The sequence below is a fragment of the Afipia birgiae 34632 genome, from assembly GCF_000308295.2.
Lineage (GTDB): Bacteria > Pseudomonadota > Alphaproteobacteria > Rhizobiales > Xanthobacteraceae > Afipia > Afipia birgiae.
In genome coordinates this window covers 186,336-203,517 of the sequence record NZ_HG326652.1, presented here as the reverse complement: position 1 = coordinate 203,517, position 17,182 = coordinate 186,336, and the positions used below count along the sequence as shown (strand labels likewise).

The window sequence follows — 17,182 nt, the reverse complement described above, 5'->3', positions numbered from 1 at the left end:
GGACACGAATGCATATCGCAGCCACTTATGGCTACCTGTATGACTGGGTGTCGGGCAGAGATTATCGCCTGCTAGATGCCTCTATCACCGAGAACCTTGACGCCGCCAATCTGTTTGGGCTGACTTTCAGTTACCGCCGCGGCCAGCTTGAAACTACCGGCGCGAATGTCGACATTTTCAAGATTTCGCTTTCTGGCAAGTTCGGTGAAGACGCAAAGTAAGCGGCGAACTAGACGGCATCCAAATTCCAATGCAGGATTCCATGCCGTGAGGGACGGTAGAAACATCTTTACGCGCGCGCAAACTCCAACAACGGGCGGAAGTCGTGAGCGTCGGCAGATCGCAGCGCGCCGATGTAAGCGTTACGCAACGTACCTGTGTCTTGAATGCTCCCGTTGCCCCAAGCGAAGGGTTCGCACTCAAACTTTTCAATCAAGAGATCCGCCATCATACGAGAGTGCCGTCCGTTACCGTTGGGAAAGCCATGGATTTGCGTGAGGCGATGATGAAGCCGAACCGCAATTTCGTCGGGCGGGAAAGTCTTGTTCTCCACCCAGAATCGCGCGTTGTCGAATAGCGCCGGAACTTCCGCAGCAACCAGATGAGGCTCAATGCCAATATTGAGCTCGTTCTGCCGGTACACGCCAGCCCATTTCCAAACCTCTCCGAACATTCGCTTGTGCAACGACTTCGAAAAATCCTCGGTCAGCAACGTGTTTATGCCGCCTCGCCGACCGCGAGCCCAGGCATAACCGCTCAGGATATTTTCCTCTTCAACGGTGTTCAGGTCGGCGCGAGTTGTAACCCATGTTGGAATCAAGTCGCCACGTAACGCTGGATCAAGCGGTGTTGCATCAGGTGGATCTTGGAATAAGTCCGTCATGGCTTTTCCCAAATATCCCGCTCTCTGATCTTGTCCCGAATATACGTTTCGAGACGGTCATCGCCGCTGCCATCGGGCGTTTCTTGCGCCTCGAGCTTCATCGTATGTGAAACTCGCCCGAGATCACGCAAAGCGAGAGCGCGCGCGCGCGCGTGTACTGCGCCTTGAAGGGTGTCATTAGGTACGAGCGCATAAACCAAGGTGCAGTCGAGCGCCTCGGCTGCGCGACGCAGGGTTTTGAGTTGGATCGTCCCGTTTTCCTCGGAAGCCTCGAGCGACGCAACACTTGGCGGCCGCACGTTGAGCCGGCGCGCGAATTGAACTCCGCTCATGCCTAGCGCATCGCGGATCGCGCGAACCCATCCTTTGGCGGGGGCGCGGAAGCGCTCTTCAGGCTTTAGGAGCGCAAGGCGCTCATCAAGGCGCTCGCGCGCACGTCTCCGAGCTTCTGTTTTCATAGCGTGACCTAATCTTAGCTTTCAAGAACTAGTCCATAGACTAATTTTATCAACAAAATATAAGGCTACAGAATAATTATTGCACGATAAATTTAGGCCATAGCCTTATAAACTAAACATCGAACGCGAAAGATAAAATTATGAAAGCGATAAGCGGGAACAATGAAGAATATATAAGTATTTAGATACCGTCATTCTAGTCGATCCATCTCTTAACTTACTGATTTCATTTAATAAAATAAGATTTTCTACTAGAGGTCAGCCGAAATTTGGAATTATGAAAATCTTGGTCGATCCCGTTCACGAGCCGGCGCCGCTTCCTGCCAAGAGCGTTTGAAAGTCGCCAGCCGCGCATCGAGGCTCCAAGAGCCTTTATATTCACGGCGCAGCTCCTCCTCGAGCGCAATCCGCAGGCTCTTTATCTTCCGACGGTATTGATATTCCTCCAGCTCCCAACCGCTGTGAAATGCACCTAGCTTGCCGCTTTTAAACGCGGAGAGCACTGACAGGTCCGAGGCAGCCAAGCGTCGGGCACCCACATCAATTCCGCGAGATACACCGCGCTGTTGCGCCGTTACCTTGCTCCCAATGGAATGACTGAACCGCCTATTACCGAGTAGCCCCAACAAACGCGCTCCTTCAGGGTCAGATTTGTCCAGCGATCCGCAAAGCAACCGAATTAAAGTGAGATGGCGTTTCCAGGCCTGATTGCGACTTGGATTCTCGCGCACAAAACGCGAAACCTCTACTGCGGACCTTGCCACCTCTCGCCCAATTACGCGCCTCGCCAGAAATTTGTCTCGAATCCACGAATCGACATCCGTTCGATAATCCGGGAGATGCGCTACTATGTCAGTGATCGGACCATCTACCTGACTATATCCATGCACGTATAACCAATGGGCTTGATCTTCCGCACCACTCGATCGGATTCGCAATTCCCGAAAAAGATCGGTTATGAACGCCGCAGGCGCTTTCTCATTCTTCAAGGCGAAATCATCATGTCGAATGACAATTCTCGAATTTAAGAGGACGCCATAATTCTGAACCATGAAGGACGCCGCATTCCATAGCTTAACGACATCTTCGACCCCTAGAAATCCGGCTTCTGCGTGCGCTACGACCCTCTGCGGTTCGCTTCGGGTCGGCGCAATCCTTGCTGCAGCGTCAGCTGAACGTCTTCTCTTTGCGGCCCACCCCCTCACCAGCGTTTCGGGGGCAGCCCCCTCGGATACGCCCGCACTTAATAGCTCTTCAAACTGGGACGCACGAAGCAAGAGGCTTGCACGCGTCTCGATCAGTTCAGGGCGCCAGATTTCCAACATCGAAGCGAGTAACTTTGCTCGGGACGCCTCCTCAAATTGAGAGATGCGCAAATATTCAGAAATTACACGTCGATCTTAGAGCCGGTCCCGGTTGTCTGAACAGAATCTCCGCCTCGATAAGTGGAGCGTCTGCCGGGTTTAGGCCGCCAAGCGGAATGGCGGCTGGTTGAAGTAGGCTTGATCGGGTGTGGCGTCGTCAAGGCTTTGGTGCGGTCGGCGACCATTGTAGAAGTCGAGGTATCGGCCGATCGAGTCGCGCGCCTCGCCGACGCTTTCGTAGGCCCGCAGGTACACCTCCTCGTATTTGACGCTGCGCCACAGCCGTTCGACGAAGACGTTGTCGCGCCATGCGCCCTTGCCGTCCATGCTGATGGCAATGCCGTTGCTGGCGAGCAGGCCGGTGAAGGCCGAGCCGGTGAACTGCGAGCCTTGGTCCGTGTTGAATATCTCCGGCTTGCCGTGACGAGCCAGAGCATCCTCCAGGGTCTCTACGCAGAAGGCCGCCTCCATCGTGATCGACAGCCGCCAGGACAGAACCCGGCGGGTCGCCCAGTCCAGCACGACGGCGAGATAGACGAAGCCACGCGCCATCGGGATGTAGGTGATGTCCATCGCCCAGACCTGGTTCGGCCGCGTGATCTGCATGCCGCGCAGCAGATACGGATAGATCTTGTGGCTCGGCTCGGGCTTCGTGGTGCGCGGACGGCGATAGAGCGCCTCTATCCCCATCCGCTTCATTAGCGTCTTCACATGCCGGCGGCCGATCTTGCACCCCTGCAAAGCCAGCAGGCCTCGCAACATACGCGAACCGGCGAAGGGATACTCCAGGTGCAGCCGATCGAGACGCTGCATGATCGCGAGATCGGCGTCCGGCACCGGACGCGGCAGGTAATAGACGCTGCCGCGGCTGATCCGCAGAACCTCAGCCTGCCTGGTGATCGACAGATCGTGCTCACGGTCGATCATCGCTTTGCGCTCAGCAATCCCGCCTTGGTGAGCGCTCCTTCTAAAAAATCGTTCTCCAGCGTCAGCTCCCCGATCTTGGCGTGCAGCGACTTCACGTCGATAGCAGGCGCGGCCGCCGCCATGTTCCCCGATCCGAAAACTCCGGAAGCACCGCCCTCCAACTGGGCCTTCCAGGCGGTAATCTGATTGGGGTGGACGTCAAAATGCTCGGCCAGTTGGGCTATCGTCCGGTCACCCTTGACGGCGGCAAGTGCCACCTTCGCCTTGAAGGCCGGGGTGTGGTTCCGGCGCGGTCGTCTGTTCATGGTCTCTCCTGATTCGCAGGCTCAGCGTGCCCGCTGTCAGGCAGAAATTCCACTTATCGACCTGTTCAAATTTGCGGAGCCGGCTCTGAATTACCAAACTGGCCGAAAACTATGCAACGCGACCTAGTTTTCGATCTCGGCCTTTTCGAGGGACAAGATTCTCGGTTTTACTTGGATAAGGGCTTCCGCGTTGAAATTCACGGGGCGAATGTGGTTAGTGGCGCAGGGCTGGACCGACACTCACGCCTGCCACCACACCTCGCTGAGTTGATCCGAACCTCAGAAAACGCTGAGTAACAACCTTGCCGCGACGATCGTGCTCGTTGCAGGATTGGTCTGGCACATGCGCAATCCGCCAGCCCCGGTCCGTTCGTCTCAGGTGCTCAGCAATCCAGGCCTCGCTTAAGGGACATCCCATGACCAGCACGTCGCAGCTCCAGCCGGATCCGCCTGCCATGATTGACGGTAACTTCTACTGTATAGAGAGTTCTTCGGAATCCAGTTACAGAGAGTGATGATGATTTTAGTAACGGGCGGAGCAGGATATATCGGGTCTCATGTTTGTTTGGAGCTTTTGAACGCAGGCAATGAGGTTGTCGTTCTGGATAATTTTTGCACCAGCAGCAAACTTTCGATTTTGAGAGTGCAAGAAATATCTGGCAAACCTGTCTTGGTCGAAGAAGGCGATATTCGCGATCGAGCGATGCTTGAGCGCCTCTTCCAGCTACACAATGTGACCGCCGTCATTCATCTGGCGGGCCTCAAAAGTATCAAAGAGTCGCATGCCAATCCGCTGAGCTACTACGATTGCAATGTCAACGGCACGATGCAGTTGCTGATTGCGATGGGCAACGCGGGCGTCAAAAAAATTGTCTTCAGTTCGTCCGCTACCGTTTATGGTTCTCCCCGCTCACTACCCTTGTCGGAAACCCATGCTCTTGCGCCTATCAATCCATACGGACGAACCAAACTTTTTGTGGAACAAATTCTAGCCGACCTGTCGTTGGCCAATCCAGATTGGCGTGTCGGTATTTTACGGTATTTTAATCCCGTCGGCGCGCACGAAAGTGGATTGATCGGTGAAGATCCAATTGGCAGCCCAAACAACCTAATGCCTTATGTTGCACAGGTCGCAGTTGGACGAAGAGATCATTTGAATATTTGGGGAAACAACCATCCGACGAGCGATGGCACGGGCGTGCGAGACTACGTTCACGTTGTCGACATAGCAGCGGGCCATGTCAGTGCGATCAATTATCTCGACCACGGACAATCTTTCGAGGTCAACCTCGGGACGGGAAACGGCTTTAGCGTGCTCGATGTGGTGCGTGCCTTCGAATCCGCCAGCGGCAAAAAAATACCCTATATTTTTGGACCTCGGCGAGAGGGTGATGTTTCCTCATGTTACGCCGATGCGAGCGCCGCCAAAAAGCTTTTGGGTTGGAAAGCTCATCGAGACCTTTCCGCGATGTGCTTAGATCATTGGCGGTGGCAGAAAGCGAACCCTGACGGGTATTCCGGCCGTGCCATTTCGGAATAGAATTCAAATTTTTCAGTGCAGTTATTCGCACGGTCCAGATTGAGCTGGCATTACAGGATTGCACGCTTTTGATTAGACACAGAACTTGCTTCTACGGTGTGTCAGCGATGGATGGCGCATGACCGATAATCCTCGCATAATCACTGAGGGCGTTGAACGATCGTGGGCTCTTCTTCGGCGCGTGATCAAGGAACAGGCTGCCGTCTTTTGGCGGCGCTATCTGCTGGCGTTCGCGTTGATGGCGGTGTCGGCGGCAACCACAGCCGGATCGGCCTATCTGCTCGGCGAAGTGATCAACCAGGCCTATGTCGACAAGAATGTGCGCGGCATCGTGGTGCTATCGCTGCTCACGATCGTGCTGTTCGCGCTGAAAGGTGCGGCGACCTATGGCCATTCCGTCATTCTTTCCCAGATTAGCAACGCGATTCTCGCCAATAACCAGCGCCGGCTATTCGCCAAGCTGATGAGTGAAAGCGTCGGTTTCCTTTCCGAGCGCCCCTCGTCAGAATTTCTGACGCGGCTCACCGTCGGCGCCGCGTCGGTGACGCAAGTGCTCAGCCTCCTTGTCAACGCGGTGGGCCGCGATCTGCTGTTGCTGATCGCGCTAATGGGCGTCATGCTGATGCAGGACCCGTATATGGCGCTATTCGGGTTGCTGGTTGCCCCGCCGGCGATGCTGGTTCTGCGCAAGCTGGTGCGCCGCATCAGGGGGCTCGCCGGCAATCAATTCACCGGCAACGCCGACATCATGGAAGTGATGCAGGAATCGCTGCAGGGCATTCGCACCGTGAAGGCGTTCACGCTCGAACAGACCATGCGCGATCGCATCGACGCCAGCGTTGCCGCCGTCGAGCGCAACGCCAACAAGATGGCGCGGGTGTCCAATCGCGCGAGCCCGCTGATGGAAACGCTGGGAGGTATCGCGATCGCGGCATCGTTGATGTACGGTGGCTACCGCGTGGTGGCGATGGGCGCGACGCCCGGCCAGTTCTTTTCGTTCCTTACCGCGTTTCTGTTGGCCTATGAGCCGGCTAAGCGTCTGGCGCGCCTCAACATCGAGTTGAACTCAAGCCTGATCGGCGCGCGGATGCTGCTTGAGATCGTCGAAAGTCCGGCCAGCGAGCCCGATGACGACCACAAGCCGTCGCTGCAACTGACCGAGGCGCGGGTCGAACTTCGCGATGTCAGCTTTAGCTATCGCGACAACGAACCCGTTCTCAATCATATGAGCTTCATCGCAGAACCCGGACGGGTCACCGCGCTGATCGGGCCATCCGGCGGCGGAAAATCCACCGTGCTGGCGCTGCTACTGCGGCTCTATGAGATTCGCGCTGGCGAAATCCTCATCGACGGCCAGACTATCTGGGCCGTCTCGCGCCGCTCGCTTAGGCAGCAGACCGCCTATGTCGGACAGGACGTCTATCTGTTTCGCGGCAGCATTCGCGACAACATCGCTTTCGGGAAGGACGGCGCCTCCGACGCAGAAATCGTCGCGGCGGCCAGGGCGGCCTACGCCCATGACTTCATCATGGCGTTTCCGCAGGGTTACGCCACGCCGGTCGGCGAGCACGGCGCGCAACTGTCCGGCGGCCAGCGCCAGCGTGTCGCGATCGCCCGGGCGCTAGTGAAGGACGCGCCGATCATTCTGCTCGACGAGGCGACCGCGGCGCTCGATTCTGAATCGGAAAAGCTGGTGCAGGAAGCGATCGAGCACCTATGCCGCGGCCGTACCACCATTGTCATCGCCCACCGCCTACATACGGTGATGCACGCTGACGCTATTCTCGTGGTCGAAGGCGGCGAGATTGTCGAACGCGGTCGTCATGACGACCTTCTGCGCCGCGCCGGCCGCTACGCCTCGTTCTTCCGTCTGCAGCATCGCGACGCCGGCTCGCCTATTGGCTCGTCGCTAGTGGGTGCCGATCTCCTTATTTCTGCGTCCGACAATGCGACGCCTGCAATGCACCCGAGAGGCAGCAGAAAATAGAGCCATTGCCAATTGGTGAGCTCTACAAGAAGAATGCCCTCGAAGAGCCCATGCACAAAAAGAAAACATACGAGGCTGAGCGCGAGGACATCGGCGCTGTCTCGCGCGCGAAAATATGCGACCCATGTCATCACCGCAAACAACGTGATCCAGGCCAAAAGCGAAAGGATACCGCCGTAGAGAAGGGAGACTAGGAACATGTTGTGCGGATTGTCGATGCGCATTCCACCAATGTTGAAGCTGTATGCAAATTGCACGTCGATGCCTACGCCGGACCAGATGTTTTCCAAGATTAAGTGCGAAAATGAATACCAGACGGCGAATCGCGTCGAATCGCCTCTCGCGAGCAACTGGAGGGGTTCAATCGCCCCTGTGACTGTTCCGGCTGCGCCCACGACGGTAACCACCGTCGCAAATGTCCAGAGACCCTTCCACGACCGTTGGGCTGCAACGCACGCAACTAGGCTGACTAACACCGCAGCGAGAGTAGCTCTGCTTTCGGACAGAATCATCGCGACAACGAGTACGGCGAATATCGCGGTGATAGCGACGCGGAGAGCAAACTGCCTGCACTGAAACCAACTATTCACCAGCAGCATCGCAGCCGCGCCGGCCACCGCAGCGCCCGTGTTCGGGTTTGACCACGTCATCAGGGACATCCTCTGTCCTGCAATTCCGATCTGAGATCGGAAATGCCAAAGCGCCAGGACGCACGCCACGAACGCGACTATTCCAAACGATAGTCCGATCTTGACTTCATTGTCCCGTCGATTCCGCGACAGATGCCAGGCAACAAAACTCACGAACGAAAGCTCGACCAGCAAATGGCGGGCGAAATAGGCCAGTGTTCCCACGGACGAATGTCCGTTCCAGACTAGCGATAGCCAGAGCGACGCCAGATACGCCGCAAATGCCCGCAGCACCCAATTCTCAGTAAGCCGTTTCCATTCCGATGGACTAACCGCCAGCAGGAAAGGCAACAACACGAAAAGATATTGAAAATTTTGCGTTATCGTCCGACCGTAAAAAACGATCAACCCGATCAGACCCGCTAAGGCTAGAGAGAACGGATACTTTTCTCTCAGAAATGCCCGCACCTCAGTGATTTTTTGCGAAAACATCGATATCAAAGCCGATGGTGCTGTTGCAACAAAGCAAGGAATCGATCGATGATCGCTTCGAGTGCAAATTCGGGTCGCGCTGAGTGCGCAAGCGCGGCCGCCGATTTTGTCTCATAAAAGTGAGTGTCAGACCATAGCGCGTCGAGTGCTTTGCTCCACTCCGATATTGAAGCATCCCTAGCAACGATCGTGCCGCCTTCACCGACAGCTTCCGGCAACCCTCCGCTGTCGCTGGCCAACGCCGGAATGCCGCTGACTTGGGCTTCTGAGACTACCCGCCCCCAAGCTTCAACCCACAAGCTCGGCGCAAGAATCAGGCGACTCTTGTGGTAAACGGGCCTCATGTCTTGGGACGGGCCGACAAGCGAAATATTGCCGTAGTAAGCAATTCGTTGGCGGAGGTAATTCCGCACACGGCCGCGTAAGTGCCAGGCCTCGATGAACTGGAATCGAATATCAGGGCGGCGTGCTGCCAACGAAAAAACGATTTCAATCCCTTTTCTCGGAATTGGATTGACGAATGTGACATAGTTTCCTGTGCGAGGTACTAGGTAAGCCTCCCTATCAATGAGAACAGGCATCACGACAGCATCGACCGACAGTGCAGAATGGAGCGCAGCGGCGACTACGTTCGAACACGCAGCGTATGCTGCCGCTGTTCGATCGACCGATGGAACAGAAAACGTATCATGAAGATAAGCAAGCGCTGGCACGCCGCACCTGTTGAGTGCATGAACCATTCCGGCGACATCTCCAAACTGAACGACGGCGATGTCTGGGCGGAAGCTCCGGCATATGGCGTCGACTGCACCTAACGGATCACGAGCCCGCGTCACCGGGTAATCGAAAACTTTGTCGTTCAATCCGAGCGGCCTCGAAAAGAAACTCGATAGCGCCCGATTTGCGTCTTGGCAGAGCACGGCAACTTCGCAATTCCGGGATTTTAAGGCGGTACAGAGGGCGTGGGTGTTGGTCAAGCCGCCGCCGTGATCTTGAGGCAGATACGGAACGGTCTGACAAAATAGGATGCGCATCGGTTTTCTCTTACGTCGCAATTTCAAAATTATGCTGGATCGGCTATGCTGTTCGCATGCTCGTTTGGGACGCTGAATCTGCTATGTTCAAAACACAACGTGGTGGAGGGCTGTGGGTTGATACCTCATCTGTCGGTATTGATGCCGGTGCACAACGGCGACCATTGGCTTGTAGAAGCAATCGAAAGCGTCCTAGCACAAACCTACCGCGATTTTGAATTTATCATTGTTGACGACGGTTCCGACGACAGATCGCCCGAAATTATTCGAGAATTTAGCGCAAAAGACGCCAGAATCGTCCCTATCTTTCAGCCGAGAGCCGGACTCGTCGCAGCTCTAAATAACGGCCTACACGCGGCCCGTGCGGCATTAGTTGCGCGTCTTGACTCGGACGATGTCGCAGAGCCAACGCGGTTTGCCCGGCAGGTTGCCTTCATGGATCAAAGACCGGATGTTGCGGTTTTAGGAACGTGGGCCAACGCTATTGACGCTGATGGAAATCAAATTGGCGTTCGACGTCCGGAGGCAAATCCCGTGCGTTTGAAAGCGGTACTGGCAACCGGCAATCCGCTTATCCACTCGTCAGTTGTGTTTCGCAAGCGCTTTGCGCTCGATCTGGGAGGCTATCGGGCGCCGTTCGCTGCCGCTGAGGACTACGACCTGTGGCTCCGGATGGCGGAAAGAGGGGCAATTGCGATCCTGCCTCAGAAACTGATCAGATACCGAGTCCACAGCGAAAGCGTAACGTCGCAAAAAGCCTTGCAGCAACTTTTCTCCACGCGCATCGCGCAAAAATCCGCAGCAATCCGAAGATGCTCTGGAAAAGATCCAGCCGATGAAATGCCGGGGCCGCCTGATCTGTGGTCGGGAGATTCGGGCCCCTACGGTGATGAAATCCGCGTGTTTCGTATCTTGGCCTGGGCCGAGCCTTTGCATATTCCCGCCTTGCAGAGAAATCAAGCGCCCGACATCGCAGTGCTTGACCAGTTCAACCTTAACCGTCGAGAGCAAAAAATTGCTCAGCAAGCAATGGCCCAACTCATGAAATATCATCCCGACACATACAATGTCTCAACGTGGTGGCGCCTGATCAAGCTTCGTCCTTTCCGCGCGACCGTATTTATCTATCGTCACCTTAAAAGTAAACGGCAGTCAAAGAAGGGGTGAGCGGTGCCGCCGAGATTACAGGACTACACCCTGAACGACTGGCTGCATTTGCGGCCCTTCACCCATACAATGAAGACGCGGCGTTATCGTGCAATCGATCGAGATTATTCCAGGCTTCCCGCCACGTCGCCCTTGCCGCCCGGATTCATTTCATCACTTAACGCGCGGCGCGTTCTGGTGAGCATTGCGTTTGCGGATCCGCAAACGATTGACTGGCAAGCCCAATTGGTCAAACTCTATGTACCAGACGTGCTCTATGTGGTCGCTGACAATACGACGAGTGATCTGCAAGCGGCCGAGATCGCCTCCGTTGCAGAAAAAACAATGTTCCCTACGTGCGTTTACCGCGGAATCCATGGAATCAACCCAGCCGCTCGCATGGATTGGCGCTGAACTGGGTGTGGCGTAACATCATCCTTCCAGGCAAGCCGTATGTTTTTGGATTCTTGGACGATGACATCTATCCGACGGCGCCGGCCGATCCTTTTACTGCCTTGACTTCGCAGGACTGGTTCGGGGTTGTCAGGCCTGAAGGTCCAATGACCGCCGATTCGATGTCGGAACCGAGTTTTGAACGATGGTTTCTCTGGGCAGGCTTCTCAATGTTCAGATTTGACGCCGTGCGTCATAAACCCCTGGATTTTTCTCAAGATTGGTTTTTGCAGCTCGATACCGGCGGCGCCAATTGGGACGTCATCTACAGTCAAGTCGCCCGCGGCGATCTCACCGAACAGGAGACGATTTTCGTCCCGTTCAAGGAGGGCCTGGACGTGAGTGAAGCGCCTTTTCAATGGTGCGGTGATTGGCTTCATGAAGTCGGTGTGATGGGCCGCGCTGAATTTTCTGCTGACAAGCGCAATGTTGTCAGCAACATTTTGAAACCTCATCTTGAACGAGCAAAAGCCAAAGCGAGCGGAGCCAACGCTGCCGACTAGCTGTGCACAATTGCCTCGGTTGCCACATCCAGCCCCCCGAAGAGGTCGACGGATTTTGCATAGCTCAGTGCGTTGTCGCGCCATCGGGTGCGCAGAGTCGTGCTACTGGACCTATGCAACGCTGCAATCAGTTGCTGTTCTTCAAATGCCTCGTCGATCACGATGCCCGCATCCGCAAGAATGACATGGGGCGCATAACCGCAGACTGCCGTCGTCACCACGGGCAATCCGTTCGCAACCGCTTCAAGGATAACCGTACCGGTGACGTCATGCCGCGCGGGATGAACGAGAAGATCCGCACCAGCCATGAGATCGCTTACATCGCTTCGGACGCCCAACCATAAAACCTGATCGTGGACCCCGAGTCGTTCCGCCAACGACTTGAAACGAACGGCATCTTTTGGGCTGCAACCAACGCAAAGGAGCTTATGGCCGGGGAAGTTCGGCAGGACGGAGATCAGGCGGTCGAGCCCCTTCGTTTTTGGGAAACTTCCAATAAAAAGCCAAGCCTCATCGCCTTCGGCGAGCCCTAAGGTCTGGCGAATCTTGCGTCGGATATCTAGACGGGCCTCTGGCGCTACGATCTGGGCCTTTTCGATCGTCGGAGGAACGAGCGTGACTCGTGATGCATCCATATGCCATCGGCGTTCGTAGCCTTCGCGCTGCACTCCGCTCAGTAGAAGTAGGCGTGTCCGACTCTCGTTTCCGAAGCAAGCTTCTTCCAATTTCATGAACGTCCGTTTTCGTGGATTTAGACCGTCCAAAAACGTCCCATAACGAACGGGAGGATTGGCGCAATAAAGAAGGTCGAGCCCCTCCAACGCATCGAAACCAGCAACGACGTCGAAATCAGTGCCGACGTACCGCCTTAAATCATCCGAAAACCTCTGGTTGCGGCCGTGGTTTGTCATGGCGCTGTTGTTGAGAACAACAACGTTGAGGTCTTCTTCATGGCCAACCGCTGACGTACAGACGATTTTGACTTGATGCCCGCGAGCAGACAGGCGGCGCGAAATTGCGATACAGTCCCGCTGAAGTCCCCCGTTGGGGAATAGTTCAACAATAGCTAAAGCAATACGAATTCGAACACCCATAGAAATTTTTTTGAAACTTCAGCGCATCAGTATTTCGATCTTACCAGCAATCGCTGTTGCCGTTTCGCTCCAGGTTGTTCGCCTGTAGTTGACGTCTATTTGCTTCGAAAGTTCTGCGAGCAAGGTCGGATCATCCGTCCACTCAATGATCTTATCGTGCCACGCCTTGAAATCAAGCGGGTCCAAGTGAACCGCAAGACCGGCTCCGGCCTCCGGCAATGACGATGCGTTCGACGACAGACAGGGCTTGCCAAACGACAGGCTCTCGGCCACTGGCAAGCCCCACCCCTCTGCAAAGGACGGGTAAAGAGTGAAGCAGCAATTTTGGTAGAGCCAGGTTAGTTCAGCATCCCCGGCGCTGTGTATGACCAGGATATTATCTCGAACCCTTGGATCGTTCGCTATTTGCCAAAGCAAGTCGGCGCTTCCGAACCCCTGCTGGCCGACAATTACCAAACGTGGAACGTCGGTTCGCCCTTCCTCAGCAAAGCGACGCCAGAGCCGATAGAGAAGATCGAAGTTTTTACGTGATTGAATGGTGCTTACGGAGATGACGAATTTCCCGCTCACAAGCGGTGGGCTTGCCGGCGGCCTTACGACTTCCCTCAGTCGCCCAACATCGGACCCCAATTCGACAACTGAAAGATTTGCCAAGGAAATGCCGAGCTTTCGTGTTTCTGCCTCGAGATCGGCGCGTACTGACTGGGAGTGGGTGATCAGCAGATCTACATCCCGCAATAAGAATTTGGTATACTCCTCGTAGCGCCTAATAAATTCAGCGGACTGAAAAAATTGCGGGAAGTTGATGGGGATTAGGTCCTGGCATATTGCCGCAACCTTGACATGACTTTGGTGGCGAATCCGGCGAATAACTTCGAAATCGTATCGCTGACTCCATGTCTCACCACCGAGAAATAGGACATCTCCCGGCATGGATTCCGGGAACCCACTCGCACCGGCTTTTGTTTGAAATAAACTGTAAACATGACGGATCAGTTTACGGATCGATAAGCGCAGAATTCGCTCCACACGCTTACCAGCCGTCTCTTTTCGTCGTGCGCCGGGGCCTGATCGTTGATCAGGTGGAGTTGCACGTTGCTCCTTGAAGGAATAATTGACGCGTTCGAAGCGAGTTTTGACCGGATTGTACCGGCAAAAAACAAGATGCTCGCCCAGCAGCGAAGACAATGCTGAAGAGAGCTCACGCTCCACGCGTAAGGTTCCCGTTGCGTGACTGCCGCGGTTTCGCAGGCTCGTCGTCACATCTATCCAAACACATGGTGCGCGCGGGGCAGCTCGGACTTCGTTTCTATCGCTCATCGTTCATGCTCAGTCATGAACGTGTCCGCGGCGCTGCGCGAAGTCAAAAAAGCATCCCCAAGGGGCGCAGCACCGCGCAATTTCTCGCGTAAGCCTCCTGGGAAACCGAGTGTGTTCCAGTACCTAGCTGCAGCGAACCACATGTTACTCGCATTCTTGAGGGACTTGCCATTGGGTGAGGTTGTTGTTCATAGTCGTCTCCTCAGCTCAAACTCATTTATTTAAATAGCGCCTTTTAGTCCAGGTATTTTTCTAGCAGACTTTTTCAATCTTGGCACATTGTGCATGATCGAAAAGACTCCGTCCTATCCACTAAAATCGATTTTCACAACTTGCTCCTTTGCACCGAAATCTCGTTGCGGCCAAGAGTTTGCAATTCGATATTGCATTTCGTGGCTTTAAGAACTGGCATTCCCAGCCGCTGAAGCCTGAGTGGATGCTTTGCAGCGGACGGGAGCATGTACTGTAGTGTGAGTTTTTTCAGTCATTGAAAACCAGACCGAACCGGTCAATGCAGAAAAATGTTGCCTCGCAAGAGTCACCGCGACGCGGTTATCTCATTCGCCGAGACGGTCCCGAGTTTGCCGGCAGGATGCTCGATCAATGGGGTCGTCTGCGCGCAGAGTGTCTCAACGCATTCTGTTCCTGTCGATGGTCGACGCCATCGATCGACTCGAAGAATGAGGCACCATTACAACAACGACAGGCCCCATACCTCGCGCGGCAACTTGACGCCAAACTCATACAGTCCAAGAAATTGCCTAGAACCCGGACCACAAAACGGGGCAGCTCCAAAACAATCTCTAAATTAACATTCCAATCGGACCACCCCGTGGGGGCCGGACAACAACACTTGGGCCGATAACGGTGATTACGATGGTCCGGATGAAGCAATTTTTCTCGGCTTCAAAGATCGTCGCTTCATGGTTGCCGTCATTGCGAGCGGTGATCGTGGCGTCAATTGAAATTGCGGACTGTGTGTACCGAAAACCTTATCCGAGTTGAAGACGTGATGGATTCGCCTAAGCTGGCGGAATGATCGGGCTGCTCTGTTTCATTCTGGCCGTCCTAGTCTCGCCGTTCAAGTCGAAGGCCCGGCTTGAAGCAGAGAACGCAGCGCTGCGACATCAATTGATCGTTTTGCGGCGCAAGATGCCCGGCCGGCCCCAGCTCACCAACAACGATCGCTGGTTCTTAATCCAATTGTATCGATGGTTCCCGTCAATCTTGCCCGTCCTCACGATCATCCGTCCCGAGACCCTCGTGCGTTGGCATCGGGCGGGATTTCGCTGCTACTGGCGGTGGAAGTCACGATCATTGGGAGGACGGCCGCAGATCGAGACGGAGCTGCGCGCGCTGATCCGGCGGATGAGCGTCGAGAACCCGCTTTGGGGAGCGCCGCGTATCCACGGCGAACTGCTCAAGCTCGGGTTTGCGGTCGCGCAGTCAAGTATCGCCAAGTACATGATCTGTCCGGCGTCAGCACCAATGAGACAGAATTGGGCTGATTGAGAGGGGAGGATTTCTGGTTCATCGTAGCCTTTCAAAGGAACGACGGTGAGACAGAAAATGGAAGCGACCAATCCAGGATCCTTGGAGATCTCAGCAAGCGTGAACTTTTCCTTTGCCAGATCATCATCCTCGTCGATCATGCGCTGCATGGCGGCTTTATCAGCCATAACCTCATTCATCAGCGTGTCGCTCAGGTAGGCTTCCAGGGCCGTGACCTGATGAGAAAAGACCATCCGATTTAGCAGATGGCCGCCGCTATCCCTTCCGTGATCGGCGAGAAGATCACCGGTGTGGTGATAGGAGCTCATGAAAATCGTGAACGGGTTGTCCGGGACGGTGTAATCGATCCAATCGTCAGGCTCCGGTGCGCTATGCTCGAGGCCATAGTCGAAATCCTCGATCACCTCATGCGGCCCTGCCTTCGTCTCCTGATAGTTCTCAATTCCTACCGGATACTCCCAAAGGCCCCAGGTCAGTTCCCCAAGCTGGGGATGCTCTACAACCGCTTCGTAATGAATTTCCGGCCCCATTTGGCGCTCGTCGCCGCCGACCGCATCCCAATCGAGCTCGTCGCTCTCTATTTCGTAAATCTCGCCGGTCGCGCCGTGTCTGATCCGGGCTGTTCCTTTGCAGTAGACTTCCATCACGCCCCCCTTTAACGCACGGCCCTGCGCCGAGCGACACATATTCGACGCGCTCATCCGGTTCGAGAATGTGCGGTAGACACAAGAGGATGCCGAGCGAGTGAACCGTGACATTGATCTGGCCAGCCACCCGCTTCTTCTCCGCGGCCGCCGCCAAAACCTCGCGGCCCGCACCTGCACTATCGAGGAAGGTCGCGCAGCCTCTTGCGGTGACGCCGTGAACCGAGCCTTCCATCCGTGACAACGCCTGCGTCAAGTTGGGATCGGTCAACCGTCCGACCAGTTTAACTATCTCCGCTGGCTCCGCTGTCATTCCGTTCCTCCAGCTCTGAATGCATCCATTCCGTCAGACCTGTGTCCAACTCGGCATCAACATAGACATTGCAACGGGGCGCGACACCAGCCTTAACGTCAATCACCAGGTGAAGGCCGACCGAATAGCCATAGGGGCCCGCTTGCTCCGTCATTCCCTTGAGCTTCCAAATATCGCCGTCGAAGTCTTTGTTCGTTGACTTCTTAACCTCCACCACCAGCAAGTTCTCTCTCTTGCCGACCCGATGTACGATCAGGTCGGGTACGATGGCATCTCTGCCAATCAGTTCATCCTCACTGAGCCCGTATCGGAGACGTTTGATGACATCTTCTCGACGATTCCATTCAAGGTCGATCGACCAACCGCCGTAATGGCCGTGCAGAAGATCACGAATCCGGCCCACAAGCGCGCGCTCGGCTGGATCGGCATATGCAAGCTCCTTATCCTGCAGCAGCGCCCGAACCGCTGATGCGAATGTCGAAAGCGTTGTTTTTTGCTGGTCATCCATGTGAATTATCTATCATGAAATATTTCAACGAACATCTTGAGTTCTAAGGTCAATCTATGCCCGAAGGACA

General features: G+C 55.2%; 15 protein-coding genes and 1 pseudogene. 6 read left to right on the top strand and 10 right to left on the bottom strand.

Going from position 1 to position 17,182, the window contains the following annotated elements; translation table 11 throughout:
* Nucleotides 1-221, top strand: a 221-nt coding sequence (locus BN32_RS00925) for a hypothetical protein (RefSeq protein WP_210164653.1), incomplete at its 5' end; no start/stop codon positions are given.
* Nucleotides 222-289: 68 nt separating this feature from the next.
* On the opposite strand, the gene BN32_RS00920 is transcribed toward BN32_RS00925, so the two are convergent.
* The 4 genes from BN32_RS00920 to BN32_RS00905 form a co-directional block, all read right to left on the bottom strand.
* Nucleotides 290-883: a mobile mystery protein B gene (locus tag BN32_RS00920; protein ID WP_019195358.1), complete on the bottom strand. Its 594-nt coding sequence runs from the start codon at nucleotides 881-883 to the stop codon at nucleotides 290-292.
* Nucleotides 880-1,341 carry a mobile mystery protein A gene (locus BN32_RS00915; protein ID WP_019195357.1) on the bottom strand — a complete coding sequence of 154 codons (462 nt, stop codon included), beginning with the start codon at nucleotides 1,339-1,341 and terminating at the stop codon, nucleotides 880-882. The genes BN32_RS00920 and BN32_RS00915 overlap by 4 nt, the downstream gene beginning before the upstream one ends.
* Before the next feature lie 275 nt (nucleotides 1,342-1,616).
* The gene (locus BN32_RS00910) at nucleotides 1,617-2,393 is read right to left on the bottom strand and encodes a hypothetical protein (protein ID WP_156946937.1); all 777 of its coding nucleotides are present in this window, start codon (nucleotides 2,391-2,393) and stop codon (nucleotides 1,617-1,619) included.
* A 411-nt stretch (nucleotides 2,394-2,804) separates the two neighbouring features.
* Nucleotides 2,805-3,937, bottom strand: a protein-coding gene (locus BN32_RS00905) for an IS3 family transposase (RefSeq protein ID WP_156946936.1) whose coding sequence is annotated in 2 segments (ribosomal slippage) — nucleotides 2,805-3,682 and nucleotides 3,682-3,937 — 1,134 coding nt in all. Because the reading frame shifts where the segments join, the coding sequence is not laid out codon by codon here.
* A 514-nt stretch (nucleotides 3,938-4,451) separates the two neighbouring features.
* Between BN32_RS00905 and galE the strand changes: the two genes are divergently transcribed.
* Nucleotides 4,452-5,477, top strand: a complete 1,026-nt coding sequence (gene galE, locus BN32_RS00895) for a UDP-glucose 4-epimerase GalE (RefSeq protein ID WP_040425299.1) — start codon at nucleotides 4,452-4,454, stop codon at nucleotides 5,475-5,477.
* Nucleotides 5,478-5,595: 118 nt separating this feature from the next.
* The gene (locus BN32_RS00890) at nucleotides 5,596-7,464 is read left to right on the top strand and encodes an ABC transporter ATP-binding protein (protein WP_084494542.1); all 1,869 of its coding nucleotides are present in this window, start codon (nucleotides 5,596-5,598) and stop codon (nucleotides 7,462-7,464) included.
* Between the two features lie 158 nt (nucleotides 7,465-7,622).
* On the opposite strand, the pseudogene BN32_RS27510 reads toward BN32_RS00890, so the two are convergent.
* A pseudogene (locus BN32_RS27510) lies at nucleotides 7,623-8,063 on the bottom strand (O-antigen ligase family protein); the annotation flags it as partial.
* A gap of 527 nt (nucleotides 8,064-8,590) precedes the next feature.
* Nucleotides 8,591-9,619, bottom strand: coding sequence for a glycosyltransferase (locus tag BN32_RS25850; RefSeq protein ID WP_084494541.1), 1,029 nt, complete (start codon nucleotides 9,617-9,619; stop codon nucleotides 8,591-8,593).
* 45 nt (nucleotides 9,620-9,664) lie between these two features.
* On the opposite strand from BN32_RS25850, the gene BN32_RS00875 reads away from it, so the two are divergent.
* From BN32_RS00875 to BN32_RS27500, 3 genes are read left to right on the top strand one after another with little or no spacing between them, the layout of a single operon-like run.
* Nucleotides 9,665-10,786, top strand: a complete 1,122-nt coding sequence (locus BN32_RS00875) for a glycosyltransferase (RefSeq protein WP_019195350.1) — start codon at nucleotides 9,665-9,667, stop codon at nucleotides 10,784-10,786.
* A gap of 3 nt (nucleotides 10,787-10,789) precedes the next feature.
* Complete coding sequence (locus BN32_RS27505; RefSeq protein ID WP_244438074.1) at nucleotides 10,790-11,179, top strand: hypothetical protein; 390 nt, start codon at nucleotides 10,790-10,792, stop codon at nucleotides 11,177-11,179.
* 53 nt (nucleotides 11,180-11,232) lie between these two features.
* A complete protein-coding gene (locus BN32_RS27500) occupies nucleotides 11,233-11,721 on the top strand; it encodes a hypothetical protein (RefSeq protein WP_244438073.1) in 489 nt (162 codons plus the stop codon).
* Here BN32_RS27500 and BN32_RS00865 read toward each other — a convergent pair.
* The 4 genes from BN32_RS00865 to BN32_RS00850 all read right to left on the bottom strand — a co-directional run bounded on the left by BN32_RS00865 (nucleotide 11,718) and on the right by BN32_RS00850 (nucleotide 17,112).
* A complete protein-coding gene (locus BN32_RS00865) occupies nucleotides 11,718-12,815 on the bottom strand; it encodes a glycosyltransferase family 4 protein (RefSeq protein WP_019195348.1) in 1,098 nt (365 codons plus the stop codon). The two genes, BN32_RS27500 and BN32_RS00865, sit on opposite strands and share 4 nt — an antisense overlap.
* An 18-nt stretch (nucleotides 12,816-12,833) precedes the next feature.
* Nucleotides 12,834-14,027 carry a glycosyltransferase family 4 protein gene (locus BN32_RS00860; protein ID WP_244438072.1) on the bottom strand — a complete coding sequence of 398 codons (1,194 nt, stop codon included), beginning with the start codon at nucleotides 14,025-14,027 and terminating at the stop codon, nucleotides 12,834-12,836.
* Between the two features lie 1,400 nt (nucleotides 14,028-15,427).
* Nucleotides 15,428-16,291: a hypothetical protein gene (locus BN32_RS00855; RefSeq protein WP_244438071.1), complete on the bottom strand. Its 864-nt coding sequence runs from the start codon at nucleotides 16,289-16,291 to the stop codon at nucleotides 15,428-15,430.
* 284 nt (nucleotides 16,292-16,575) lie between these two features.
* On the bottom strand, nucleotides 16,576-17,112 hold the full coding sequence (locus BN32_RS00850; protein ID WP_019195344.1) for a hypothetical protein: 537 nt from the start codon (nucleotides 17,110-17,112) through the stop codon (nucleotides 16,576-16,578).
* Nucleotides 17,113-17,182: the final 70 nt, after the last annotated feature.